Source organism: Sorangium sp. So ce375 (assembly GCF_051473855.1).
Taxonomy (GTDB): Bacteria; Myxococcota_A; Polyangia; order Polyangiales; family Polyangiaceae; genus Sorangium.
Genome location: NZ_CP150335.1, coordinates 9237069 through 9260504, shown reverse-complemented (window position 1 = coordinate 9260504; position 23436 = coordinate 9237069). Strand labels below are relative to the sequence as shown.

Genomic DNA, 23436 nt, shown 5'->3' with positions numbered 1-23436 from the left:
TGTGCCGTGGAGTACGCGATGGACGCTGCCGCCCCGCGGCGGCTAGACACCGAATTTCTCGGACATCGGGCCATGCCGACCCGTCCGGTGCGGCGCGGGTCGTTCGCGATCTACACGATGAGTCTGCTCGGCGAGGCGGAGCGCAAAAGCATCGAGCCAATCAACGGCAGTACACCGGCTCCGCCGGTGAGAACACCAACTGCCAGATCGGCCTCGGCCTGAGCGTGGCGACGAGGCACCATCGCGTGCCCATCGTCGCTCTCTGCTGCTACGCGTTCATTGTCGCCGAACGCGCGCGGCGTTTCCCCCTCGCCCGAGCGGACGTGTGTCTCCGCACCGCTCCCGCTCGCGGTCTGAGCGCCATTTCAGCGGCTCCTTCGCCACCGATCGTCTGGCCACCGCCCACGGCAAGGGCTGCGCTGACGGGGCGCTCAATCGCTGGTGGGACGCTCGATCGAGGAGAGCGCGCGTCGCGCGCGAGGCAGCCTGGCGCGGCCTGGGCTCCCTCAGGGTTGCACGAGCTCGACGCCGCTGAACTCGATGGGAAAGGTGATGACGGTCGTCATCCCGCCTTGCGGCCGGGGGAACTGCATCTTCTCGAACGTATCGGCCACGCAGCGGTCGACCTGCTGGTTCTTCGCGGTCGATTTCACGACGTCTGCCTTGTTGACGTTGCCGCTCGGACCGATGGTCGCCTTGACGGTCACCTTCCCCGTGAACTTCGGCGAGCCCTTGACTCCGATCTTGTAGCACTCGTCGAACAGCTCGCCGTGCTTCTCCACGACGTCGCGGACCTGCATCTCGGAGATGCTGCCGCCCAGCGTGCCGGTCGCCGTGGCCGAGCCAGGCCTCACGTTGCCGTCCGGTCTCGAGGTGGCCGGCGGCGGGGGCGCCTCGACCGGCGCGGGGGCCTTCGCGTCCGGCGGGGGGGCCGCGGTCTCAGGCTCCGGAGGGGCCGAGGTCTTGGGCTCCGGGGACGCCGAGCCGGTCGGCCCCTCTGGCGCGGGCTGCGCCGGCGAGTGGGCAGGCGGTGGGGCGCCGCAGCCCGTCGCGAGCGCGAGGATCAGAACCAACCCTGTTCGGCGAGAGCTCATGCCCGAAGCTAAAACCGGAACGTGGGGCCTTGTCCACGGGGATAGCGGCGGGCTCCCGCTCAGCGCAGCCGCAGGACCTCGACCTCGGACGCACCGCCGCGATCCACGAGCTTCGGCGCTCGGCCGCGCTCGCGCGCCGCCAGTGACGCCCAGAACACCTCCGTCCCTGGGCGCTTCCGGATCGGCACCGGATCGGCATAGAGGAAGCCCGCCCGCCAGCGCTGCGGCGAGATCGCGGTCGGCAGGCCGACGTCGCGCACGACCGGGTCCGCCATCGTCGTGGACAGCGGGGCGCGCTCGACGACCCGGGAGCGCACCGCGAGCACCACGTCGCTCGCCGCGGGGCCCCCCGCGCGCACGAAGATCGTGAGGAGCGAGCGGGCGCCTTCGTGGAACGTCGTCCCGAGCAGCTCCGTGCCGTCGTCGAACCGCGCCCCGATCGGCGCGAGCGCGGCGCTGATCTCCGCGAGGAGCGCCGCCGCGCGGGCGCCATCGCCGGCGGCGAGCGCCATGTTGTGCGCGATCCTCTTCTGCTCCAGCGTCTCCGGCGGCGCGGCCGGCGCCTCCGCCGGCTGTCCGAAGTGCGTGCGGAGCTCCCACGTGAGGAACGGATCCGGCACGATCTCTCGCTCGGGCTCGGTGCCTGACACGAAGTACCAGGCGAGGAGCCCCGGCTCCCGCTCGCGAAACGAGAACGCCTCGATGCCGCCCGCCGAGGGGGGGCGCCCTCCGACGTCAGCGCCGAGCGCCCAGAACGGGCCCACCGCCGTGATGTCGAAGCGCTGCGCGAGGCTCGCCTGGTCGCGGTCGAGCATGAACCGCGTGTCCGCGAGGTAGGCGCCGCGCGGCGGCGCTTCCTTTGGCGGGGGTCGGTTTGGCGTCACGACGCGCCCGCCGAGCGCCCAGACCTGGGCCCACGTGGCCTTCATGCCCTCGTGCATCGCGACGGGCGCGTCGGTCGGCGTCCGCGGCAGCCTCGGCGCGAGCCAGCGCAGGAACGCCGTCTTCGCCCCGTCGGAGTGGATGAGGTGCCCCCGCTCGTTGAAGCGCCCGCCCGTCTCGCGCGCGTAGCGCAGCGCCGGGAGCCCGTCGCGCAGGATGGCGGCGAGCGGCACGAGCCACAGCGCGAGCGCCGCGAGCGCCGGCTCCGCTGACGGCGCCGTGAGCGTCGACGACGCCGCCGGCGCCGCGGCCTGGGCGGCCCGCCGCGCGGCGGCGGCGCGCTCGAAGAGCGCCGCGCCGGTCTCGACGAGGGCGGCCGCGGCGAGCGCGAAGTAGGCCCCGAAGTAGTGCGGCCAGAAGATGTGGATGTCGGCGCCCTGCCGGAAGACGACGTACTGAACCGTCGCGGTCGCGAGGTAGAGCAGCGGCAGCGCCTCGTGCTCGCGCCGGAGCAGGACGAGCCGCGCCGCGCAGACGATCGCGGCGAGCTTTCCGGCGGCGATGGCGATCGGCGTGAACGAGAGCTCGAGCCAGTACCGCCGCCCCTCGAGCACCTTGCTGAGCGGCTCGGCGTTGCCCGAGGCGCGGAGCCCGTAGCTCGTCAGGAGGTCGCCGAGCTTGCCGGCGTGGTGGAAGAGGGCCAGGTAGAGCGCGGCGGTCAGCGCGGCGATGGAGGCGGTGAGCACCCACCACGCGGCGTAGCGCCGCTCGGGGAGCGGGCCGAAGACGCGCCTCGGGAGCACGTAGGCCCGGATCGCGCCGAACGCGAGCAGCCCGCCCGTGAGCACGAACGCGGGCCAGTCGGCGTGCATCCCGAGCGCGAGCCCGAGCGCGCTCACCGCCAGGTAGCGGCGCCGGGACGTCTGCGTCAGGCGGACGTAGCCAAGGAGCCCGAGCAGCGTCCAGGCCATGACCGGGACCTCGAGCGCGTTGAAGCTCGCAAACGACAGCGTGATCGGCAGGACGACGAACGACGCGGCCGCGGCGGCCCCTGCGGCGGGGCGGTAGATGCTCCGGCCGATGGCGTAGAGCAGCGGCGGCGTCGCGGCGCTCAGCAAGACGGCGGGCAGGCGGCAGATGACGTCGTGCCGCCCGAAGACCTTCATGAACGCGGCCGTCGTCCAGAAGATCCCCCACGGGTGGTGGCAGTAGTACATCCCGGGCGAAGGCCGGCTCGCCGTGTACTCCCACACGGGGCCGACGATCTTCCAGCGGAGCATGTTCTCCGCGATGATCCCGACGCTCGCCGAGGACGCGTAGTGTCCGGCGAGGACGGGGCCGAACATCTCCCATGCCGCCGCGAGCGCGAACCACGCCGTGGCGAGCGCGGTGACGGCGAGCGCCGCGCGGGCCTCGCGGCGGGACGCGGCGGGGAGGCCGCGCAGGTCGGTCGGATGGGGGGCGGGGCGCGGGGGCAGCAACGTGGGCGCAGCCTATCTCGACGGCGGCGCCGCGCGGGGAGGTGGAGCGCTGAGGAGCGGGCGCCACGCGCCGCCGCGGCGCGGGTCGATGCGCGCGCGCCGCTCGGGTAGGATGGGGCATGTCGACCGAGGCGCACAGGCAGGTCCATCGGCGGGCGCACCGCGACGGCAAGGGGCGTGATCCGACGGGTGAAGGAGCTCGTGATCTTCGATCCCGACTGGGAGCGCGGCCGCGATCGGGTGCGATGGCAGCGCTACCGGAGGCTGAAGACGCGCGGCTTCGTCCGGGTGGAGACGACGAACGTCGACCGGATCCACGCTCGCGTGCTCGGCTGCTGGCTGCGGGTGATCGGCGCGGGGGAGGAGGCGCGCCTCCGGCTGGCCACGGGGCCCGAGGGGGATGAGCTCTTCCCGACCGTCGCCGAGGCGGAGCGCGCGGCGAAGGAGGCGGAGCGCGCGGCGAAGGAGGCCGCGCTGGAGCGCGTGGCGGCGCTCGAGGCCCAGATCGCGGGTGCCGCCAGGGCGAGGGAGAAGGGGCCTGGGGCCCCGTGAGCCTCGCGCGGCCCGCGGCCGTTCAGGCCCGGAGCAGCGTCACCCGCCGGACGAGCGCGTCCGGGCCGCCTCGAATCCGAGGCCCTCGGGGCGGCTCCGGATCGACCGAGCCACCCTCGGGGAGGGGAGCCCGCATATCGCGACCTCTCCGGGCGGGCATCCTAGGCCTCGGCTCGGGTCCGAGATGGTAGCTTCCCGCCCACCGTGGGTACCCCGTCCCCTCCGGCGGAGCCTCTGGCGGCGCCCGCCACCGCGCGCCCCGCGCTCTCGGACCTGCTCCGCCGCGCCGCGGGCGCCGTGCGCCGCGCGCCCCTCGGCGCAGGGCTCGCCGTCGTCGTCGTCGCCGCGACCGTCTATGTGATCGCCGTCCCGCTCGCGGTCGTCCGCTATCCGCCGATGACCGATCTCCCGTTCCACGCGGCCGAGATGGCGGCGTTCAGGCACTACCTCGACCCGGCGTGGCACTTCCGCGAGCAGTTCACGCTCCAGCCGCTCGCGGTCCCGTACATGTCCATGTACGCGCTCGGCGCCCTGCTGATGCTCGTCCTCCCGCCCGTGGCCGCGGTGAAGATCGCGGCGGCGGCGATGCTCGCGCTCTTGCCCGCGGGCCTCGCCGTCCTCTTCCACGGCCTGAAGCGGAGCCCGCTCCTCGGCGTCCTCGGGCTCGTCTTCGTCTGGTGCAACCTCACCCACTGGGGCTTCCTCAACCACATGGGCGCGCTCGGCCTCTTCGCGATGGTCGTCGGCCTGACGCTGCTCCTCCTCGATCGCCCCTCGCGCGGCCGGCAGGTCGCGCTCGCGCTCGCGCTCGTCGCGCTGTTCTTCACGCACGTCTTCCGCTTCCCGTTCGCGCTCGCCGCGGTGGTCGGCACGGCGATCGTCGTGTTCCCTGCGACGCGGCGGCTCCGCCCCATCGCGCTCCCGCTCGTGCCCTCGCTGGTCCTCTTCGCAGCGTGGCTCGCGGTCCGGACCGACACCTTGCACGCCGCGCCCATCGCGCCCGCGCTCCACTGGGAGCGCCTCGACGAGGTCCCGTCGCTCCTCTTCACGAGCTTCACCGATCCCGCCGAGGCGGCGGCGGCCCAGCGGGCGGCGCGCCTCGTGCTCGCCGCGTTGCTCGTGTGCACCGCCGGCGTCGCCGCACGGCTCGCCGGCGCCGGCGCCGATGCCGCGCGCTCACCCACGGACGCCGACGCGGCGTCGTCGCACGCCGTCGCCGACGCGGCGTCCCCGCCCGCCGTGGACGCGCGCCAGCGGGCCTTCGCGCGCCTCGCGGCCCTCGTCCCGATCGCCTGCGCGGCCGTGTTCCTGGGCCTGTTCCTGAGCCTGCCGCTCCAGATCGGCCTCTGGTGGTACGTCTACCCGCGCGAGATCGTCGCGGCCCTGTTCCTCGCCCTCGGTGCGTTTCCGGACCTGCCGCGATCGCCGTGGCTCAAGGTGCCGGCCGTGCTCGCGCTGTCGGCAGGCGCGGTCTCCCTCGGCGCCGTGGCCCGCGACAACTACCGCCGATTCGACCAGAGCACGCGCGACTTCGACGCCATCATCGCCCGCATCCCGCAGGCGCCCAAGCTGCTCTACCTCATCTTCGATCACGGCGGCTCGACCCGGGCGACGACGCCGTTCATCCATCTCCCCGCCTGGGTGCAGGCCACGCGGGGCGGCTGGCTCAGCTTCCACTTCGCTGTCTGGGACGCCTCCCCCGTCGCCTACAGGCCTCGCGAAGAGCCGGGCGCCGTCGTCCCGCCGCCCACACCGCTCCGGTGGGAGTGGACGCCCGAGAAATTCGACGTGCGCCGCCATGGCGCCTTCTTCGACTGGTTCCTCGTCCGCCGGCGGGCGGGCGCCGATCACCTCTTCGCGAAGGACCTGAGCATCGTCCCCGTCGACCACGTCGGAGACTGGTGGCTCTACCGGCGCCGTACGTCGCCGTGACGACCACGCCGTAACGACTACGCTGTAGCGAGCACGCGGTAGCGGGCACCCCATCTCCGACTTTTTGTTACGATGTCGCTGATGCGCTCCTCGCCTGCATCTCCCGTCGCCGCCACCGGTCTCGCCCTCCTCGCCCTGTGCGCCTGTGGATCCGAGGGCCCGATCGACCCTGCCGGCGCAGGAGGGGGCGGCGCGCCCTCCGCCGGACCCGTCTGCTCGGAGCCCACGCCGGTGCCTTGCGAGGACGAGGTCTTCCAGCAGATGAACCTCCAGGCGACCGTGGCGCCCGGGGAGATCCGCAACGAGCAGGACGGCGCCGGGGTCCGCTCCATCGTCGACGCCACCGCGGGCGGCGCCTTCGCCTCCGAGCCCGACGCCTACGTCTATGCCCGGTTCACGGATGCCGGCCTCGAGAAGGTCGAGATCTCCGACGAGGAGTCGCTCCAGTCCATGGCGTGGGACATCGCCTTCCGGCGCTACATCGTGCGCATCAACAGCGGCCACTCCGGGCCGTCCTGCGTGACGGCCGCGCGGCTCCCCGGCGCCCCGGACTACGACGGGCTCACCGAGGTGCCCGGCGAGCCGAGGCTCCGCAGCGACGAGTATTTCACCGAGAGCTGCGAGCTCATCTCCGACGGCTCCGGGCTGGACTCCCCGGCGACCGCGCTCTCCGGCTACTGGACCTACCCCGGGTGCGTGAAAATGAGCGGCTTCGTCTACGTGCTCCGGCTCGCCGACGGCCGGAGGCTCAAGCTGACCGTCACGAGCTTCTACAACGAGCAGACCCAGGCGCAGTGCCAGGAGACCGGGATGGTCCCGATGGAGGACACGGGCGCCGCCAACCTCCAGCTCCGGTGGGCGTTCCTGCCGTGACGCGGATCTCCGGCGCCGAGCGCGCCGCGCCCGCGTCGCGCCGCGGACTGCGCCGCATCGCCGCCCCGCGGCGCCGCCAGGGCCGCGCGGCGGCCTGGCTCGCGCCGGTGCTCGCCGCCTCGCTCGCGCCGGCGCTCGCGGCCTGCGGCGCCGAGGACACCGCCGCGGCGCCGCTCGAGGGGCCCGCCGCGGCGCCGCTCGACCGGCCCACCTCGGGCGGCACGACCCTCCAGTTCCGGTTCGATCCGGGCGACGTCGTCGAGACCTTCCCGTCGGCGTCCGGGAGCTTCCTCGTCCACTTCGCGCGCGACGGGCGCTCCGCGGTGCCCGCCGAGGACGACGACGCGTCGGGCGTCCCCGACTTCGTCGAGGAGGTCGCCGCCGTCTACGACGAGGTGATCGCCCACTACCGCGACGTCCTCGGCTTCCGGCCGCCGAGGAGCGACGAGGACCTGCCCGACAACGGCGGCGACGGCCGCTTCGACGTCTACCTCGTCGACTTCGCCGGCGTCGGCGACGGGGTGTTCCGCGTCGACGCCTGCGCCGACGGCGCCGAGGGCCGCTGCGCCGGCTTCATGACCCAGGAGAACGACTACAGCGGCTACGGCTATCCGTCGACGCTGACGGCGAACCGCATCCTCGGGAGCCACGAGCTCTTCCACGCCGTGCAGGCGGCCTACGACCACGGCCAGGACACGCTGATCACGGAGGGGACCGCGGTCTGGGCGACCGAGTCGTTCGACCCCTCGCTGAAGGACTTCGAGGGCTTCGTCGACGGCTACCTCGCGAACACCGATCGGTCGCTCGACGTGCCCTTCACCGGCCCGGTGGACCCCTTCAGCTACGGGAGCGCGCTCTTCTTCCAGTTCCTCGAGGAGCGCTTCGGCGAGGGCACCGTCCGATCGCTCTGGGAGCGCGTCGAGGACGGCGCGTTCGGCGAGGCGGCTCCGGTGTGGTTCGAGCAGCTCGACCCCTTGCTCTCGTCGCGGGCGCAGACGACGTTCGCCGAGGCGTTCGTGGAGTTCGCCGCGTGGAACCTGCTCACCGGATCCTCCGCGGATCCCGAGCGCTCCTACGCCGCCGGGGCTGGCTACCGGGGGCTCGCCCCGCAGGAGGTCGCCGCGCCCCACGCGGACGGGCTGCGCGTCTTCCATGCGTCGGCGCAGTATTTCAGCGTCTCCCCCGCCGGGCGCGCGACCATGACGGCCGCGCTCGCGGCGCCCGCGGGCGATGCGGCGCAGCTCTCCGGCCTCGCGCTGCTGCTCGCGGCGCGGCGCGGCCGCGCGTACGGCGAGGTCGTGCGCGTCGGCGACGTCGCCTCGGGCGCGGCGCTGGTCGACACGGCCGACGCAGACGACCTCGCCGTGATCGTGGTGAACGGCCTGCAAGAGGGCGAATCTCGGAAGCCGACGCTGTGCATCGGTGCGCCGGACGAGGTCGCCTCGTGCCGGGCTGCAGCGGAGAGCACCGGCGGCGGTGGCGGTGATGGGGGCGGCGGCGAGGCGCCGCCCCAGGGCGCAGCGGGCGGCGTCGATGACGGCGGGTGCGGCTGCCGCGTCGTGGCCCCGGCCGCCGCGTCCGCGAGCTCCGCCGCGGCCTTCGGTTGCGCGCTGGGTGCGCTGCTCGCGCTGGCCGCGCGCCGACGCAGGCGCAGGCGCTGAGCGGGGGCCCTACGCGCCGGGCGGCGCGCTCACCGGCCATCGCGGAGCGGCGCGCGGCGCCCGATGAGCGCACGTCCCCCGGCGAGCGCTCTCCCGCGCCGGCTCCGCGAGCGCTCGTCCTGCCGTGAGCCGAATGCGCTACGCTGCACGAGATGAGCGAGCCCCGTTCCGAGGACACATGCCCTTTCCTCCGCGAGGACGCCGAGGGCATCCTGTGTTGCGCCATCGAGGGCGATATCTCGGACCTGATCGCGCGCTCTCTCTGCGCCGTGTTCAGGCGCGTGTCGGACAGCGGCCGCGAGGTCCTCGTGCTCGCCGACGCCCGCCGCGTCGGGACCCTGACGGCGGCGGCGCGCAAGGTGCTGGCGGAAGAGCTAGGCGGCGTGCACTTCAGCGGGGTCGCGGTCTTCGGGGCGAGCTTCCCCGTGCGCGTCGTGACCACGCTCGCCGCGAGGAGCGTGCAATTCTTCACGCGCGAGATCTATCCGCTGTCGTTCTTCGACACGGAGGACGAGGCGCGCGTGTGGCTGCTCGCGCAGCGGGACGCGCTCCGGGCCACGCGACGGCAGGGCGCCTGACGCCCGTTGCCCTCCGAGGCGCGCGCCATCGGCCCAGCGCCGGCGCGCGGGGCGCGGGGCGCGGGGCGCGCCTCTCGGCGATGGGCTACCATGCCGCGCATGAGCGATCCCCGTGCGGCGGGCGCGCGCTTCGAGCTCCGCGAAGAGCCCGATGGCACCCTGTTCATCGCCACCGACGGCGATGTCCTGGAGGACAACGCGCGCGCGCTCGTGGACGCCTTCCAGCGCCTGACGGACAGCGGGCGCGACGTCCTGCTGATCGCCGACGCGCGTCGCTGCGGGGCGGTCACGCCGTCGGCGCGCAAGGTGTACTTGGATGGGCTGCGCTCGGCGCGCCTCGATGCGATCGCGATCTTCGGAGCGAGCTTCTCTGTGCGGGTCATGGCGACGCTCATCATGAAGAGCATCAACCTCCTCACAGAACGATTCCCTCTGATCATGTGCTTCGAGACGGAAGCCGAAGCCCGCGCGTGTCTCCTCGCGCAGCGGGAAGCGCTCCGGGCCAGGCGGCGGATCCAGGCGTGACGTCACCCTCCGCGGCGCGCTCGCCGGGACAGGTCGCGCGTCGTATTCACGTGTTCCGAACGTTCCGCGTTCGATGTTCCATGCGTCGTGGCGGCGCTCCAGCGTCCCCCGTGGCGGGCGCGCGTGCAGGACGGACGCGCTCGCGCGGCCCGCGGACGAGCCGGCGCGAGCGCAGGCCTTGAACGGCCACGCACACGCTCGACCGGTCGCTCTGCCGGTCGTCGCAGCGTGACGCCCGTGATCGCGCGAACGTCGTCCTCTCGCGCGATCGAGCTACCCTGCAACGCCATGAGAGACGCCCTTATCGAGGACGCAAACCCAGCCCTCCGCGAGGACGCCGAGGGGATCCTGTGCACCGCCATCGAGGGCGACATCTCGGACGACACGGCGCGCGCGATCGCCGCCGCGTGCCGGCGCCTGTCGGACAGCGGCCGCCAGGTCCTCGTGCTCTCCGATGCGCGCGGCATGGGGACCATCTCCGCGTCGGCGCGCAAGGTGATGGCGGAAGAGCTCCGCAACGTGCGATTCGACGCGATCGCGCTGTTCGGCGCGAGCTTCGCCGTGCGTGTCGTCTCGACGCTCGCCGCGAAGACCGTGCAGCTCCTCACGAGGCAGTCCTATCCGGTCGAGTTCTTCGAGACGGAAGGCGAGGCGCGCGCGTGGCTGCTCGCCCAGCGGGATACGCTCCGGGCCAGGCGGCGATCCGGAGCGTGACGTCACCCTCGGCGGCGCGCGCGGGCCGCGCAGCGACGGCGCGCCGCCGCGGCCAGGCCGAGGAGCGCCGCCGCCGCGAGGCCTCGCCGCTCGCCTGAGCCCGCGCCGGCCGAAGCGCACGCGCAGCCCGCGTGCTCCTCGCCGTCGCCCTCGCCTCCTCCCGAGAGCGGCGGCGGCTCGTCCCCGAGCACCTCCCTGAGCGCCGCGACCGGGTCGATGATCCCGTGCCCGAAGATGGGATCGTGCCCGCTCTCGTCGGGGATCGCGTAGGGCGCCAGCCGCGCCGTGCGGATCATGACGTCGTAGAGCTCGCCTGCGGTCCGCTCGGGCGCGGCGCTCACGAGCAGCCCCGCGACGCCGGCTGCGACCGGGCACGCCGACGAGGTGCCGCCGAACCGCGAGGTGTAGTCGCTCGCGTCGTCCCCCTCGCTCCCGGCGATGTCGGTGCTCAGCGTCCCCGTGGGCGCGACGAGATCGATGGCGCTCCCGCGGTTCGTGAACGACGTCGCGTCTTCCAGGTGGTTGACGGCGCCCACGGCAAGGACGCCCCGCACGGCCTGGAGCTCGTCGTCGAGGATCTCCCGGTCGTCGTTGCCGGCGGCGAACAGGACGAGCGCCCCCTTCCCGTTGCGCCCGGCGTCGAACAGGCGGTTGATCGCGGCCTCGACCACCCTGGGGACGGGCATCGGGTCGGCGTACCCCCAGCTGTTCGACACGACGGAGGCGTTCACCTCCAGGGCGAACTCGAAGGCGTCGACCGAGGCGGAGATCGGCCGCGGCTCGTCGTCGATGAGCCGCACGCACCGCAGCCTGCAGGCGGGGCAGCCGCCTGCGATGCCCACGCCGTTGTCGGTGTCGGCGGCGATCAGGCCCGCGCAGGCCGTGCCGTGGCTCACGCTCTGCTCGCCCGGCTGGTAGGTGGGGTCGTCGTCGCCGTCGATGACGTCCAGGCCTGGATCCATCTTCGCGGCGAGGTCGGGGTGATCGAGGTCGCAGCCCGTGTCGATGACGACGATGGAGGTGGCCGCGTCTCCCAGCGTGCGCCCCCAGGCCTCCTGCATCCGGAGGTCGTCGAAGTACCACTGGTCGGGCAGGTGCGGGTCGTCCGGCGCGAACGGGGCGCCGCGCGCCTTCAGGCGCACGTGGAGGTCCGGGATCGCCTCGCGCACGAAGGCCGGCCGCGCCGCGCCCTGGAGGCGCTGGGCGAGATCGAGGCCATCGCCGCCGCCGGTGTCCCTGACGAGCCACAGCCCGATCGAGGGCATGAGCGGCCTCACCAGCTCCACGCCTGCGGCGCCGAGCGCGTCGGGCGCGTCCAGCGCGCCAGGCTCGAGCTCCACGATCGCGGTCGCGCCCACGCTCGCCTGGACCGTCCGGCCATCGGGGTAGCGGAGCCGCACCGGCGCGAGCGCGCGCGGCGTCGAGGACGCGTCCAGCGCTGCCGGACCGAGCCGCTCGACCGCGACGCGGCGCTCGCCGTCCATGAACGACGGCGCGCTCGCGGCAAGGCGCGGGCCGGCGAGGGCGCCGCCGGTCCCGGCGGACACGAGGAGGAGCGCCGCCGAGGAGAGCACGATCGATGGCTTGTGTCTCATCACTCCCCTGGATCTACCGGGCCGCTAGGCGTCTTACCAGGGCCGCCCTGGAGCGGCGCTCGGGCGAGAAAGATACAGAGCGTCAACCGGTGCTCGGACAAAGGGGGATACCAGCCGTCGAGACGCCAAAAAGACCGATGTTGCCGGGGTCTCTCGGCGCCCTCGGCGTCTTGGCAAGTTGCAGGGGCGCCTCCGTCGTTGGGATCGTGCCGCGCTCTTCTCGAGAGAAACGGCCGCCTGATAGGCAGGAGTCCATGCGTACCTGGTTTCTTCGATTGATGTTCGGTGCGGCGCTCGGCGCCTCGGTCGGATGTGGCGGGAGCGAAGGCAGCGAGCCAGGAGGAGACAGCGGTGGCGCAGCGCTCGGCGAGCTCGAGTGTCGGAACGGGGCGGATTGCGACAACAGCACGTGCAACCGGGTCAGCGATGCCGTCTGTTATGAGGTACGAGATGCTGCCGGCTGCGGGTCGGACGAGGACTGCGCCGGCACGGACGGCGCCGACGGCGGCGGGGGAGCTGGAGGGGGAGGCGGCGGCCCGCCGGTCATCTGCGACCTGCCGCATTTCACGTGTACGCCGTCTTGGCAGCCGCGTCCCGCCTGCGTCCGCGGCTGCGAGACGGACGCCGACTGCCCTTCGACGCTGGCGTGCGCGCCGGATCACCGGTGCCGGGCGACGTCGTGCGCCGCCGACGCCGACTGTCCGAAGAACCACGTGTGCGACACGATCGGCGGCGCGTGCGCCCGCACGGCGTGCTCGAGCGACGCCGAGTGCGAGGGCTTCTGCGTGCTCGGGAGATGCGAGGAAAAGCCGGGGATGTGCTTCCTGTACTGACCTGCTCCGACGGCTCGCTGCGGCGTACCTTCGTACGCCTCACTCGCCTGCCTAGCGGCTGAGCCCGTGGCGCACGGACCTGCGCCCCGCTAGGAGGTGCTACCCCTTCTTTGTGCCTCGGATCACCATCGTCACGAGCAGATCCGTCATCCTCGCGAGGTCTTCGCGGGCCGCGCCGTCGGGGAGCGTCGCGAGGCGCGTCGCGGTGCGCTCCAGGAACTGCTGCCTCGCTCGCTCGAAGCCCGGCACCAGCTGGTCGTGCAGCGCGCACGTCACCAGCTCGTGATCGAGCTGCCGCCAGAAGAACTTGCCGTCGACCGTCGCGGCGCCGAGCCTCCCCGTGAATCCGATGACCGCGCGCGCTCCCGCGTCGAGGAGCTTGTCGAACAGCGGGCCGTTCGCGGTCTCGCCACAGCAGAAATAGAGCACACGACCGCGCGCCCAGAGCTCGATCTCCTGCGCCGGGCTCTCGTGGGAGAGCATGATGCCATCGGGCGACTCGTCGTCCACAACGCAGCTCGTCCTGCCGAGGGAGGACACGACGATCGCGCGGAATGGATTGCCCGTGCCATCGGCGCGCGCGATCTGGCGGAGTATCCTCCTCCGCTCCGCGCTGGCGCGCCCGAACGGTACGATGGAGAACTGCTCTCCCATACGCCCGTAGAGCTGCGTGCGGCCGGCCGCGAACCACGCGCTGTCCGGGTCGAAGGATGTGTCAATCGAGAGTACAGGTCGAGCTGTCATCCTACCTCCGTCGACGATTTCCGGTCCGCGCTGGAGAGCGCTCGCGCGCGCTGGAGAGCGCTCGCTGCGCCGCGCAGCTGGCGTGTGGCCTCAGGCCCTGTCCATCGGCTTCTTCGCAGCATGCTCTGTTCCCGCGGCCATTCCGTACCCCTGCCACGAGACTCGCAGCAGGCTAGAATAACAACCGTAGGGGAACTCCTACCAGGAAAATCGCGTTCGTTCCGACGAATTTCCCAGGCTTCGCTGACTTGTATAGGGTCGCGCCGGCGCCTGCGTGCGGCTCATTTTTTTACGTGGGGCTTTCGCTGGGCTTAGGTCGCGCCCACACGTTTGGCTTACGTCAGGGTTTGGCACGCGCGCGTTGCGTGGGGGTATCTTTTCTAACATTCACAGAGGTCTAACATTCACAGAGGTCTAACATTCACAGAGGAAGCTCTCGCGCCTGAGCCCCGCGTGCGGCCGCCCGTGGCCTGTCGCTCACGGGAGCCGGGAGCGCCTGGACACGGGCGGCTGCCAGAGGGCAGCGCGTGGCTCAGGTGAGGGGCGCTGCGGCGTCGGTCTGGTCCAGGACGAGCTTGCGGGGCTCCTCCTGCTGAAGCGCGCGCATCCTCGCCTGCATCTCCTGCCCGAGCGCTTCGCGCTCGCCGTCGCTCAGGAGCTTCCTGACCTTGGGGAACAGGTTCTCTTCCTCCTCCTTGTGGTGGTGCTCGAGCTGCTCGGCGAGCACATGGATCTTGGCCCCGAACGTCTCGTTCGCGGCGTCGAGGGACACGAGGTCGGCCAGCACGCGCTTGATGGACAGGTGCTCCTCCAGCGACTCGAGGAGGATATCCTCGGTGCGGTGAGCCCGGACCGCCGGGTAGAAGTGCTGCTCCTCGATCGTGATGTGGGTGGCGAGGAGGTCGGCGGCGGCGGAGAACTGCGCTGCGGTGACGGAAGAGGCGGTCTTCATGTCGGAGAACCGCTGCTCGAGCTCACGGTGGTGGCGTTCGAGAAGATCGATGGCGTCCATGAGATCTCTATGGAGCGTGGACTGCCACCGAGCAAGCGGGAGAGGCGCGCGGAAGCTCGCCAGATCGAGATTCACAGGCTCGGCTCCCTCACGGCGCCGGATCTGCAGGGCGGGGCGACGCGCGCCGGATGACGGCGCGAAGAGGGACGATGACCACGGCGGTGTGTCGAGCCGCCTCCTGCAAGGTGCCTGTTTGACTCAGGAGCTCCCTGGTAGGCAACAGGCCTCTCCTGATGCCGGAGACAGGGGCGCGAACTCCCGCCGTCCCATCGAGGATGGCGTGAGCGGAGGGGGGGCGAGAACCGCCCCTCATCCCCTCAGGCGAGGTCGAACAGCAGCACCTCGCCCGCGCCCTTCCCGACGAGGTGGAGCGACTGAGCTGCTCCTTCCGCGCCGATGGCTCCGATCGCCGCCGCGTCGCCGGCCTCGAGCAGCGTCCCGTTCAGCTCGACGCTCCCGCGCGCGACGTGGACCCAGGCGTTTCGACCGGCCGCGAGCTCGTGGCGCGCCTCCTCGCCTTGTCCGAAGAGCCCCGCGAACAGGCTCACGTCCTGGTGGACCGTGACCGAGCCCTCGCGCCCGTCCTGCGATGCGACCAGCCGCAGCTTGCCCTGGCGCTCTTCCTTCGAGAACGCCTTCTGCTCATAGCTCGGGGCATACCCGCGCCGATCCGGCACGATCCAGATCTGCAGCAGGTGGGTCACGCCCGTCTTCGAGCTGTTGTGCTCGCTGTGGTACACGCCCGTCCCCGCCGACATGCGCTGGACGTCGCCAGGGCGGATGAGCGAGCCGTTCCCCATGCTGTCCTTGTGCGCGAGCTCCCCCTCCAGCACATAGGTGACGATCTCCATGTTCTGGTGCGGGTGCATCCCGAACCCCCGCGCCGGGGCGACGCGGTCGTCGTTGATGACCCGCAGCGCGCGGAAGCCCATGTGATCCGGGTCCTGGTAGTCGGCGAACGAGAACGTGTGGAACGATTGCAGCCACCCGTGGTCGGCATAGCCACGCTCGCCCGAGCGGCGGATCACCATCGACGAAGTGTTGTTTGTCATGACCTCAGCATGCGCCCGCCGATCTATCTTGTGAATCGGCATTATTGTCATGTGAATCATCTGTTTCGTAGATGGATGCCCCAGGTACACCGTCGGGTCAGACGACCTCGAGGTTGGTCACCTCGGCGTCCAGCCATGGCCCGCCCTTCGGGTGGACGACGAACGCGTCGAAGATCGCGGCCGTCGCGCGCGCGCCGGCCGGCCTGAGCTGGTCCTGGGGGACGATCGCCAGGTTCGGCGCGCTCACCGTCGGCGCGGTCGCCTCCGCGGCGAAGGCCTCCGATGCCGCCCGCAGCACCGCCGCGAGCCGATCGGCGGTCGGCTCCGGCAGGAAGAGGGCGTCGAGGGTCGCCACCCGGTCGATCCCCTGGGCGGTCGCGATCTCCGACAGGACCACCGCGGCGGCGCCGACCGTCTGGCCCGCCTCCTCGACGAGCAGCAGCCGGTGCGGCCGCGGATCGCGCAGGCCGTGCTCGATCTGAGCCGCGTCGGGCGCGGACCACAGCACGCGCTCGTCGCCGCACGCCGCCATCACGGCGAGCGCGTCCTCCACGGCCGCTGCAGGCGCGGCCACGGCCCGCGTCGGCGCGGCGCTCGCCCGCGGGACGAAGCCGTGATTCCGGCACGCGGCGAGCTGCTTCAGCTCGAGATCCACCGCGGCCACGGCCTTGAAGAGCACGCGCTGCGCGGGCGCGGATCGCGCCTCCACGAACACCACGATCGGGAGGCCGGTCGCCCGGAGGCCGGCGAGGAGCTCCGTGTACAGCCGGCTCGCCAGCCCCTGCCCCTGGAACTTCGGGCGCACGCTCACGAACGAGAGGACATACCCCTCCGACGTGACGCCCCGGAAGCGGAAGCGCCGCGGCGCGACGCCGATGAAGCCGGCCGGCTCGCCGCCTTCGCGCGCGAGCACGGCCTGCGGCGCCGGTCCGGGGAAGCCGAACTGCCATTTCAAGTAGTCGGCCGTGTAGTGGAGGGCCGGCAGCGGCCACGCCTCGCGCAGGACGAGGCTGGCCTCGTCCGCCGCGGCGATCGGATCGACGCGCTCGAGCAGCATGGCCGCGAAGCCTCTCAGAACCCCGCAAAAAACGGAACCGCGCGATGCAGCGGTGCAACGATGCGGCGATGCGTCGCAGAGCGGGTGCCGCCGCTAGAGGTTGGCCATTTCGGGTGCACGCCGGACGATATCGGGCCAGCGGGCCGGATCATTGCCGTGCTGGGCGAGGAACGCGTAGACCCACCGCTCCAGGCCGAACGCGATGCACACGCTGTGCATCGGGCCCGCGCCCTCGACATTGCAGCTGAACGCGCGGCCGAAGAAATCGGTGTGGTAGTTCAGCGACCCGGCCGCGACGCGCTCGTCCTCCGGGAGCAGCAGCGAGATCTCGAACTTCGTCTCGCTGCTGATCTGGAAGTACGTCTTGGCGGCCGCGTCCGGCGCGATGAAGAACGGATCGCTCGCCGTCCGGATCTCGCCGGCGAGCCGGTGCTCGTCGAGGTAGCGCGCCACGAGCTCGTTCCCCTGCTCGCGCAGCGCGAGGACGTCCTCCCGCGACCCGAGGAAGACGATCTCCCGCATCGTGAACTCCCAGAGCCGCCGCAGGTCGACCATCTTGCTCGACTCGTAGCGGAAGCAGCGGCCCGCGAGGGCGTAACGCGCGCCGCCCGGCGGGAGCACCCGATCACGGTTCGCCGCGTACACGTGGTAACAGACCGCCGGCGAGAGGCACACCTCCGGCTGCGCCATGTCGCTGAGCGCCCGCTCGTCGAGGGTGTCCCGGTCCTGGTGCCGCGCCCGGAAATCCTCGATGAGCGGCATGTCCTCCGGCAGGTGGCACGTGAACGTGACGATGTGGGGGAACGAGCGAAAGTAGTCGCACTTCGCCAGCGTCGCGGCCGGGATCAACGTCGGCACCAGGATCGGGCTCGGCGAGAACGGCGCGCCGAGCGCCTCCAGCGAGCGATCGAAGTACCGGTAGAGCCGCAGCGGGAGCCCCTCGAGGGCGACCTGGCCCTGGCCCATTTGCGTGATCCCGCCGGGGAGGGCGCCGCCGCGGAACTCCACCCGATCGCACGCCGGGCTGCGGTACACGAGCTTCCGCTTCAGCTGGCGCAGGCTGCGCTGCATGGTGCGCGCGAGGCCCTCGGCCGCCTTCGCGAGGTCGCCCGCGTGCTCCTCGGGGGCCTCGAACTCGAGCGCGGCGCCCTCGCGGACGAAGCGGATGTTCGCGATCTCCTTCGAGAGGAAGGCGATCTGCTTCGGGATCTCCTCCTGCGCCATCTCGGTCGCAGGCGTCGCGAGCTCGACCGTGACGACCCGCCTCACGGGGCGAGCTCCTGGATGAGGGCGCTCAGCGCGCGCGGCGTGCGGGCGACGCTGAACCTGTCGTCCGGGAGCGCCACGTTGAACCGATCCTCCAGCTCGGTGAGCAGCTGGAGCGCGCGAATCGAGGAGAACCCCGCGTCGTAGATGTCGTCGTCGGGCTTTATCTCGGCAGGCAGGCTGCCGACCGTGACGATGACCTCGATAACCTTCTCCACCTCGATCGCCATGAAAGAGCTCCAGGGTTAAGATGCGCTGTCGGAGATCGCGCGCCTCCCCGCGTCGTCTCCGCCGTTCTTCTTGGCGTCGGCGCGCTTCGCATCGGCGCCGGCGGGCGGCGGCGCGGTCCGGAGTGATGCCACCCGGCGGGCCGGATTGCCAGCGACGACGGTGTACGGAGGGACATCGGCCATCACGATGGAGCCCGCCGACACCACGCTGCCCTCGCCCACCGTGACCCCCGGGAAGATCATGGCCCGGGCCCCGATCCAGACGTTGTCCTCGATGACGACCGGCCGCACCTCGTCGTTCGAGGGGGGCAGGCCCAGCTTCCGGGCCTCCGGATCGCTCGGGTGGCCGCTCGAGTCGAGGATGAAGACGCTCCCCGCGATCCGGCAGTCCTTGCCGATGGTGATCGACTTGCCGACGATGATCCGGCAGCCGTGCCCGATCCCGGTGTTGTCGCCGATCCGCAGCGTGGGGCGGTCGCAGAACCGCGCGGCGAAGACGAAGTTGATCTTGCCGTCGAGCACCACGTTGTCGCCGAGGATGATGTCGCCCCGCCCCTGGATGTAGTGGATGAAGTTCCCCGTCCGGACACCCTTGCCGTACTCCGCGCAGTGCGACTTGAAGTGCGGCTCGCAGACGAGCACACGCGCGCCGAAGTAGTACGCCTCGCGCGCCGCTTCGAACGCCATGCGCATCGGGACCACGATCGGCCGCGGCGCGGGAAGGGTGAAGCCGCGGACTTGCCGGCGCACGTGGCGCACGGCGCGGGCGACGTCGTGATCGGAGGAGGCGAGGAAACGAACCAGGTTCTTCATAGAGGGTCGCTCGGCGCGGACTGTCTTAATCCGCGATGTTCGGCGGGACGCGCCCGGCTAGAAGGACGAAAGGAAACGCCAAGGGCCAAAGACTATAGCCTGAAATTCGTCGCGCCGAACGTTCTCTCTGCCGACCTGTCTCGCAATGGCTTCACGTCAGACCATGAGGCGATGACGAGAGCCTACGACGGTAGGGCTTTTCGTTGGCGCAGCAAATATTGGGCGCAGCAAATATTTGGCGTAGCAAATATTGTGACAACGCGGCGATGGCCAGCCGCGTCATGGCGTCACGTCTGTTCGCGCCCGGCGCCGGAGGGGGCAGCCGCTGAAGAGGCAGCGTCGGTGGGGCTCTTCGCCTCCATATGGGGCAAAACGCCCCGGAGCAGGGCGAGGCCGAGCGCTGCCTCGACGAGGGTGAGCGCCACGGCCCAGGTCGTCGTCGCGGCGGCGATGGCCGCCAGTCGTGCGTCGCGCGTCGCGCCGGCCGCAAAGCCCTCGAAGAGCGCGGCGGCGAGCACATCGCGCGTTCCGAAGCCCTGCGGGGTGATGGGGAGCGTCACCGCCACCATGAGGATCGGGATGTACGTGAGCGCGGCTCCCAGGGGGATGCGCACGCCGAAGAACCAGAAGGGGAGCCAGGTGCCGGCGAACAGGATGAGGAGGTGCGGGAGGCGCGCGGCGAGGGCGACGAGGTGGCCGCGCACGCCAGCCTCGAAGAGCGGGGCGAAGAGCCTGGTGCGGGCGAGCCGGGCCGGGCGGAGCGCGAGGAGGGCGAGGTAGAGCACGCCCGCGGCGAGGAGCGCGGCGGACCCGGCGAGCGGCCCGCCGTTCGCGGGCACGGCGACCGCGCCGAGCAGGAGCAGGCAGCCGAGCCATGACGCATACACGACGAGCGTCGCGCCGGCCACGCGCGCGAGCGGAACGGCGTGCACGCGCGCGAGGAAGACCGTGATGAAGGCCTGACCCACGTGGTGGTTGAGCAGCGACGGGAGGTACGAGGCGCCGCGGAGCACGAAGAAATCGCGGAAGGCGACGGGCGCGATCAGCCGGCGGTAGACGAGGACGGTCGCGAACGTGTCGGCGCCGAGGAGCGCGAGGACGAAGAGGACGGCGAAGGCGCTGAAGAGCGGGGCGTCGACGCGCGACAGGGCGGCGCGGAAGGCGTCGAGGTCGAGCCGGCCGAGGACGAACGCGACGAGCGCGGCCGCCACAGCGAAGGGCAGGGCGCGGCGCGCTCGTCCGCCGAGGCGCGGCGCGCGCGGCTCCTGCACATCGCCGTCGCGCGGGCGTGGGCGTGGCGACGAAGCGTCGGTGAAAATTTCCGTGTGGGTCGGGGAGCGCAACGGCGGGACCGTAGCAGAATCCCCGTGACGGTGGCCGAATCGAAGCCCAACGGAGCGGGCTCGGGGACGCGCCTGCCCGCGGGCCGGTGGGTGGCGGGCGCACGGCGCGCGGCGACCGAGCCCCGCATGGGGCATAGTCGTCGACCATGTCCAAGTACGATTACGATCTGTTCGTCATCGGCGCCGGCTCCGGCGGCGTGCGCGCAGCCCGCATGTCCGCTTCCTACGGCGCCCGGGTCGCCGTCGCCGAGTCGCGCCACCTCGGCGGCACCTGCGTCAACCTAGGGTGCATCCCGAAGAAGCTCCTCGTCTATGCCTCGCACTACGCCGAGGATTTCGAGGACGCCGCCGGCTACGGCTGGACGGTGCCCGGCCACGGCGCCGGCGGGGACGGGCACGCCGGGCCGTCGTTCGATTGGTCGACGTTCCTCCGCAACAAGAACAAGGAGATCGAGCGGCTGAACGGCGTCTACGAGCGGCTCCTGAAGAACTCGGGCGCCGACCTCCGACGGGGGCACGCGCGGATCGTGGATCCCCACGCCGTCGAGATCGACGGCGCCAGGATCACGGCCGAGCGGATCCTCGTCGCGACCGGCAGCTATCCCTGGATCCCCGATCTCCCCGGGCGCGAGCTCGCCATCACCTCCGACGACGCGTTCCATTTCCAGACGATGCCGCGGCGCGCGGTCATCGTCGGGGGCGGCTACATCGCGGTCGAGCTCGCCGGCATCCTGCACGGGCTCGGGGCCAAGGTGTCGCTCGTCCACCGCGGCATGCACCTCCTGCGCGGCTTCGACGACGACATCCGGACGTTCCTTGCCGCGGAGATCCAGAAGAAGGGGCTGGACCTCCGCCTGGGCGCGAGCGTCGAGAGCCTCGCGCGGCGCGGCGATGCGCTCACCGCGACGCTCGCCGACGGCACCGAGCTCGAGGCGGACTGCGTGCTGTACGCGACGGGGCGCGTGCCGAAGACCAAGGGGCTCGGCCTCGAGGAGGTCGGGGTCAAGCTCTCCGAGGACGGCGCGGTCGTGGTCGACGACGCGTTCCAGACGTCGGTCCCGTCCATCTACGCGCTCGGCGACGTGATCTCGCGCGTGCAGCTGACCCCTGTCGCCATCGCCGAGGCGATGGCGCTCGTGAAGGCGCTCTTCCGCGGCGAGCGCGCGCGCGTGGACTACGCCGGCATCCCGACCGCCGTCTTCAGCCAGCCGAGCGTCGGCACCGTCGGCCTGTCCGAGGCGCAGGCGCGAGAGCGCCACGACGTCGCCGTCTACCTCTCGACCTTCCGCGCGCTCAAGCACACCCTCTCCGGGCGCGACGAGAAGACGATGATGAAGCTCGTCGTCGACCGCGCGACCGACCGGGTGCTCGGCGTCCACATGGTCGGCCCCGACGCCGGCGAGATCATCCAGGGGTTCGCCGTCGCGCTGAAGTGCGGCGCGACAAAGGCGCAGCTCGACGCGACGATCGGCATCCACCCGACCGCGGCCGAGGAGTTCGTGACCATGCGCGAGCCGCTGCGGAACCTCGATCGCAGCCCCCCGATGGGGATCGCGCCGAGCTCCGCGTAGCCCGCTCGCTCGGGGCGGCCCCCGTCTGCGCCCGTCCGCTTCGGTCGGGCCGCGAGCGCTGGCGTTCGTCTCCGTCCGCTTCGGTCAGCCGCGGTCCGCTTCCGTTCGCTTCCGTCCGCTTCCGTTCCCCGGCCCGAACTCGCCCGCTCGCGTTCGCGCTCGGCGCGCTCCTCTGGTATGGACCGCGCGATGTCGACTCACGCCTCGAGCCACTTGAAGCCCGTCGGCCTGCTCGCCCGCACCAGCGACCGATCGTTCTACGCCTTCAACGCCGTGCTCTCCGCCGCCGCGCTGGCGTTCCTCGCTTACATCCTCATCATCCGGCGGGGCGCGGGCGGCGCGGATCTCCGCTTCATGCCCCCGCTGAACGCGGCCTTGAACGCGACGGCCGCGACGCTCCTCGTCGCGGGGTGGATCGCGATCAAGCGCCGCGCGGTGATCGTGCACAAGTACCTGATGGTCTCGGCGTTCGCCGCGTCGTCGCTGTTCCTCGTCGGCTATCTCGCCTATCACTTCGTCCACGGCGACACGAAGTACCAGGGCACCGGGCCGCTCCGCGCCGTCTACTTCGCCGTCCTCATCTCGCACATCGTGCTCTCTGCGGGCATCGTGCCGCTCGCGCTGACGTCGTTCTACTTCTCCTACAAGGCGAACTTCGCGAAGCACGCCAAGATCGCGCGGGTGACGCTGCCCCTCTGGCTCTACGTGTCCGTCACCGGGGTGCTCATCTATTTCATGCTCCGCGGCAGCCCGCCGGCAGTGCCGTGAGCGGCGGTCGCCCGCTTCGGATACGGGCCCATCTCGACGTTTTCGGTGCTCAGCGCACAGGAGTGCGCTTGCGCGCCGAAAACGCCGATCTGGGCCCGTCTCCTGTGCGGGTGACCGCCGCTCTGCGACGCTCGTAACCAGGGGCGGGGGGAACTGCTCTGCTGCGCGTTGTAGGCGTCGACCGGCGCGGCGCTGGCGCGCGCTCAGCCCGCGCTCAGCCCGCGATCAGCGCGGCGGCGCGCGTCTGTGCAGGACGGCGCTCGCGATGCGCACGGCGAAGAGCAGCGCGAGCAGCGCCGCGTAGATCATCGGCTCCGTCGCGTCCTTCTTCACGCGGAGGAAGAAGTGCACGATCCCGAGGACGGCGGCGGCGTACGCGAGGCGGTGCAGGCGCTTCCAGCGCGCGGCGCCGAGGCGCTTCAGCATGCCCGCGGTCGACGTCGCCGCGAGCGGGACGAGCACGAGGAGCGCGACGGAGCCGGCGAGGATGAAGGGGCGCTCCGTGACGTCCTCGACGATCGCGCGCACGTCGAGGCCCTGATCGACGAACGCGTACGTCAGGAAGTGGGCGCACGCATAGAAGAAGGCGAGCAGCCCGAGCGCCTTGCGGATACGGAGCGGAAACGTCCATCCCGACACGAGCTTGAGCGGCGTCGCCGCCAGCGAGGCGACGAGCAGAACGAGCGCGAGCAGGCCGAGCTGGTTCAGCGCCTCGGCGACGGGATCCGGGCCGAGCGCCCCGGCCCCGGCGCGCAGGCCGAGCACGGCCATCGGGATCAGCCCGCCGGTGACGACCGCGGGCGGGAGCCAGGCCAGCCTCCGGCCGACCGGCGTCCCGACGCGCGGAGGCGACATCGTCC

General features: G+C 71.9%; 22 protein-coding genes. 10 read left to right on the top strand and 12 right to left on the bottom strand.

Annotation, left to right across the window (positions count from 1 at the left end):
• Nucleotides 1–506: 506 nt before the first annotated feature.
• Nucleotides 507–1094 (bottom strand): TonB family protein, encoded by a 588-nt coding sequence (locus WME90_RS34490; RefSeq protein WP_437276303.1) that lies wholly within the window; start codon nucleotides 1092–1094, stop codon nucleotides 507–509.
• A 59-nt stretch (nucleotides 1095–1153) separates the two neighbouring features.
• The gene (locus tag WME90_RS34485) at nucleotides 1154–3457 is read right to left on the bottom strand and encodes an ArnT family glycosyltransferase (RefSeq protein WP_437276302.1); all 2304 of its coding nucleotides are present in this window, start codon (nucleotides 3455–3457) and stop codon (nucleotides 1154–1156) included.
• Between the two features lie 177 nt (nucleotides 3458–3634).
• Here WME90_RS34485 and WME90_RS34480 point away from each other — a divergent pair, with 177 nt between their 5' ends.
• From WME90_RS34480 to WME90_RS34450, 7 genes are all read left to right on the top strand, one after another.
• A complete protein-coding gene (locus WME90_RS34480; RefSeq protein ID WP_437276301.1) occupies nucleotides 3635–4009 on the top strand; it encodes a hypothetical protein in 375 nt (124 codons plus the stop codon).
• 204 nt (nucleotides 4010–4213) lie between these two features.
• The gene (locus tag WME90_RS34475; protein ID WP_437276300.1) at nucleotides 4214–5941 is read left to right on the top strand and encodes a hypothetical protein; all 1728 of its coding nucleotides are present in this window, start codon (nucleotides 4214–4216) and stop codon (nucleotides 5939–5941) included.
• Between the two features lie 81 nt (nucleotides 5942–6022).
• A complete protein-coding gene (locus tag WME90_RS34470) occupies nucleotides 6023–6814 on the top strand; it encodes an HmuY family protein (protein ID WP_437276299.1) in 792 nt (263 codons plus the stop codon).
• Nucleotides 6811–8475, top strand: a complete 1665-nt coding sequence (locus tag WME90_RS34465) for an MXAN_6640 family putative metalloprotease (RefSeq protein ID WP_437276298.1) — start codon at nucleotides 6811–6813, stop codon at nucleotides 8473–8475. Before WME90_RS34470 ends, WME90_RS34465 begins: the two co-directional genes overlap by 4 nt.
• Before the next feature lie 152 nt (nucleotides 8476–8627).
• Nucleotides 8628–9053, top strand: coding sequence for an STAS/SEC14 domain-containing protein (locus WME90_RS34460; RefSeq protein WP_437276297.1), 426 nt, complete (start codon nucleotides 8628–8630; stop codon nucleotides 9051–9053).
• A gap of 99 nt (nucleotides 9054–9152) precedes the next feature.
• Complete coding sequence (locus tag WME90_RS34455; protein WP_437276296.1) at nucleotides 9153–9578, top strand: STAS/SEC14 domain-containing protein; 426 nt, start codon at nucleotides 9153–9155, stop codon at nucleotides 9576–9578.
• Between the two features lie 288 nt (nucleotides 9579–9866).
• Complete coding sequence (locus WME90_RS34450; protein WP_437276295.1) at nucleotides 9867–10292, top strand: STAS/SEC14 domain-containing protein; 426 nt, start codon at nucleotides 9867–9869, stop codon at nucleotides 10290–10292.
• A 2-nt stretch (nucleotides 10293–10294) separates the two neighbouring features.
• Here WME90_RS34450 and WME90_RS34445 read toward each other — a convergent pair whose 3' ends face one another.
• Nucleotides 10295–11887 (bottom strand): S8 family peptidase, encoded by a 1593-nt coding sequence (locus WME90_RS34445; protein ID WP_437276294.1) that lies wholly within the window; start codon nucleotides 11885–11887, stop codon nucleotides 10295–10297.
• Between the two features lie 254 nt (nucleotides 11888–12141).
• On the opposite strand from WME90_RS34445, the gene WME90_RS34440 reads away from it, so the two are divergent.
• The gene (locus WME90_RS34440) at nucleotides 12142–12720 is read left to right on the top strand and encodes a hypothetical protein (protein ID WP_437276293.1); all 579 of its coding nucleotides are present in this window, start codon (nucleotides 12142–12144) and stop codon (nucleotides 12718–12720) included.
• A gap of 99 nt (nucleotides 12721–12819) precedes the next feature.
• Here the strand turns inward: WME90_RS34440 and WME90_RS34435 are convergent, their stop codons facing one another.
• The 8 genes from WME90_RS34435 to WME90_RS34400 all read right to left on the bottom strand — a co-directional run bounded on the left by WME90_RS34435 (nucleotide 12820) and on the right by WME90_RS34400 (nucleotide 20165).
• Nucleotides 12820–13464 (bottom strand): hypothetical protein, encoded by a 645-nt coding sequence (locus WME90_RS34435; protein ID WP_437276292.1) that lies wholly within the window; start codon nucleotides 13462–13464, stop codon nucleotides 12820–12822.
• A 532-nt stretch (nucleotides 13465–13996) separates the two neighbouring features.
• On the bottom strand, nucleotides 13997–14476 hold the full coding sequence (locus WME90_RS34430) for a hemerythrin domain-containing protein (RefSeq protein ID WP_437276291.1): 480 nt from the start codon (nucleotides 14474–14476) through the stop codon (nucleotides 13997–13999).
• Nucleotides 14477–14793: 317 nt separating this feature from the next.
• Entirely contained in the window at nucleotides 14794–15507 is a 714-nt protein-coding gene (locus WME90_RS34425) for a pirin family protein (protein ID WP_437283697.1), read from the bottom strand.
• A gap of 118 nt (nucleotides 15508–15625) precedes the next feature.
• Nucleotides 15626–16585, bottom strand: coding sequence for a GNAT family N-acetyltransferase (locus WME90_RS34420; protein ID WP_437276290.1), 960 nt, complete (start codon nucleotides 16583–16585; stop codon nucleotides 15626–15628).
• Nucleotides 16586–16678: 93 nt separating this feature from the next.
• Nucleotides 16679–17854 (bottom strand): hypothetical protein, encoded by a 1176-nt coding sequence (locus WME90_RS34415; RefSeq protein WP_437276289.1) that lies wholly within the window; start codon nucleotides 17852–17854, stop codon nucleotides 16679–16681.
• Nucleotides 17851–18081, bottom strand: coding sequence for an acyl carrier protein (locus WME90_RS34410; RefSeq protein WP_437276288.1), 231 nt, complete (start codon nucleotides 18079–18081; stop codon nucleotides 17851–17853). The genes WME90_RS34415 and WME90_RS34410 overlap by 4 nt, the downstream gene beginning before the upstream one ends.
• A 15-nt stretch (nucleotides 18082–18096) precedes the next feature.
• The gene (locus tag WME90_RS34405) at nucleotides 18097–18894 is read right to left on the bottom strand and encodes an acyltransferase (RefSeq protein WP_437276287.1); all 798 of its coding nucleotides are present in this window, start codon (nucleotides 18892–18894) and stop codon (nucleotides 18097–18099) included.
• Nucleotides 18895–19181: 287 nt separating this feature from the next.
• The gene (locus WME90_RS34400) at nucleotides 19182–20165 is read right to left on the bottom strand and encodes a lysylphosphatidylglycerol synthase domain-containing protein (RefSeq protein ID WP_437276286.1); all 984 of its coding nucleotides are present in this window, start codon (nucleotides 20163–20165) and stop codon (nucleotides 19182–19184) included.
• A gap of 218 nt (nucleotides 20166–20383) precedes the next feature.
• Between WME90_RS34400 and gor the strand changes: the two genes are divergently transcribed.
• On the top strand, nucleotides 20384–21808 hold the full coding sequence (gene gor / locus WME90_RS34395; RefSeq protein ID WP_437276285.1) for a glutathione-disulfide reductase: 1425 nt from the start codon (nucleotides 20384–20386) through the stop codon (nucleotides 21806–21808).
• A gap of 177 nt (nucleotides 21809–21985) precedes the next feature.
• Complete coding sequence (locus WME90_RS34390) at nucleotides 21986–22576, top strand: DUF420 domain-containing protein (RefSeq protein WP_437276284.1); 591 nt, start codon at nucleotides 21986–21988, stop codon at nucleotides 22574–22576.
• Between the two features lie 225 nt (nucleotides 22577–22801).
• Here the strand turns inward: WME90_RS34390 and WME90_RS34385 are convergent, their stop codons facing one another.
• A complete protein-coding gene (locus tag WME90_RS34385; protein WP_437276283.1) occupies nucleotides 22802–23431 on the bottom strand; it encodes a sulfite oxidase heme-binding subunit YedZ in 630 nt (209 codons plus the stop codon).
• Between the last annotated feature and the right edge of the window lie 5 nt (nucleotides 23432–23436).

What these genes read in the sequence shown, in the direction of transcription:
- WME90_RS34445 (WP_437276294.1), bottom strand. Translation starts at nt 11,887, where the DNA reads ATGAGACACAAGCCATCGATCGTGCTCTCCTCGGCGGCGCTCCTCCTC.
- WME90_RS34460 (WP_437276297.1), top strand. Translation starts at nt 8,628, where the DNA reads ATGAGCGAGCCCCGTTCCGAGGACACATGCCCTTTCCTCCGCGAGGAC.
- WME90_RS34420 (WP_437276290.1), bottom strand. Translation starts at nt 16,585, where the DNA reads ATGCTGCTCGAGCGCGTCGATCCGATCGCCGCGGCGGACGAGGCCAGC.
- WME90_RS34405 (WP_437276287.1), bottom strand. Translation starts at nt 18,894, where the DNA reads ATGAAGAACCTGGTTCGTTTCCTCGCCTCCTCCGATCACGACGTCGCC.
- WME90_RS34435 (WP_437276292.1), bottom strand. Translation starts at nt 13,464, where the DNA reads ATGACAGCTCGACCTGTACTCTCGATTGACACATCCTTCGACCCGGAC.
- WME90_RS34410 (WP_437276288.1), bottom strand. Translation starts at nt 18,081, where the DNA reads ATGGCGATCGAGGTGGAGAAGGTTATCGAGGTCATCGTCACGGTCGGC.
- WME90_RS34450 (WP_437276295.1), top strand. Translation starts at nt 9,867, where the DNA reads ATGAGAGACGCCCTTATCGAGGACGCAAACCCAGCCCTCCGCGAGGAC.
- WME90_RS34385 (WP_437276283.1), bottom strand. Translation starts at nt 23,431, where the DNA reads ATGTCGCCTCCGCGCGTCGGGACGCCGGTCGGCCGGAGGCTGGCCTGG.
- WME90_RS34440 (WP_437276293.1), top strand. Translation starts at nt 12,142, where the DNA reads ATGCGTACCTGGTTTCTTCGATTGATGTTCGGTGCGGCGCTCGGCGCC.
- WME90_RS34470 (WP_437276299.1), top strand. Translation starts at nt 6,023, where the DNA reads ATGCGCTCCTCGCCTGCATCTCCCGTCGCCGCCACCGGTCTCGCCCTC.
- WME90_RS34490 (WP_437276303.1), bottom strand. Translation starts at nt 1,094, where the DNA reads ATGAGCTCTCGCCGAACAGGGTTGGTTCTGATCCTCGCGCTCGCGACG.
- WME90_RS34455 (WP_437276296.1), top strand. Translation starts at nt 9,153, where the DNA reads ATGAGCGATCCCCGTGCGGCGGGCGCGCGCTTCGAGCTCCGCGAAGAG.
- WME90_RS34425 (WP_437283697.1), bottom strand. Translation starts at nt 15,507, where the DNA reads ATGGTGATCCGCCGCTCGGGCGAGCGTGGCTATGCCGACCACGGGTGG.
- gor (WP_437276285.1), top strand. Translation starts at nt 20,384, where the DNA reads ATGTCCAAGTACGATTACGATCTGTTCGTCATCGGCGCCGGCTCCGGC.
- WME90_RS34390 (WP_437276284.1), top strand. Translation starts at nt 21,986, where the DNA reads ATGGACCGCGCGATGTCGACTCACGCCTCGAGCCACTTGAAGCCCGTC.
- WME90_RS34430 (WP_437276291.1), bottom strand. Translation starts at nt 14,476, where the DNA reads ATGGACGCCATCGATCTTCTCGAACGCCACCACCGTGAGCTCGAGCAG.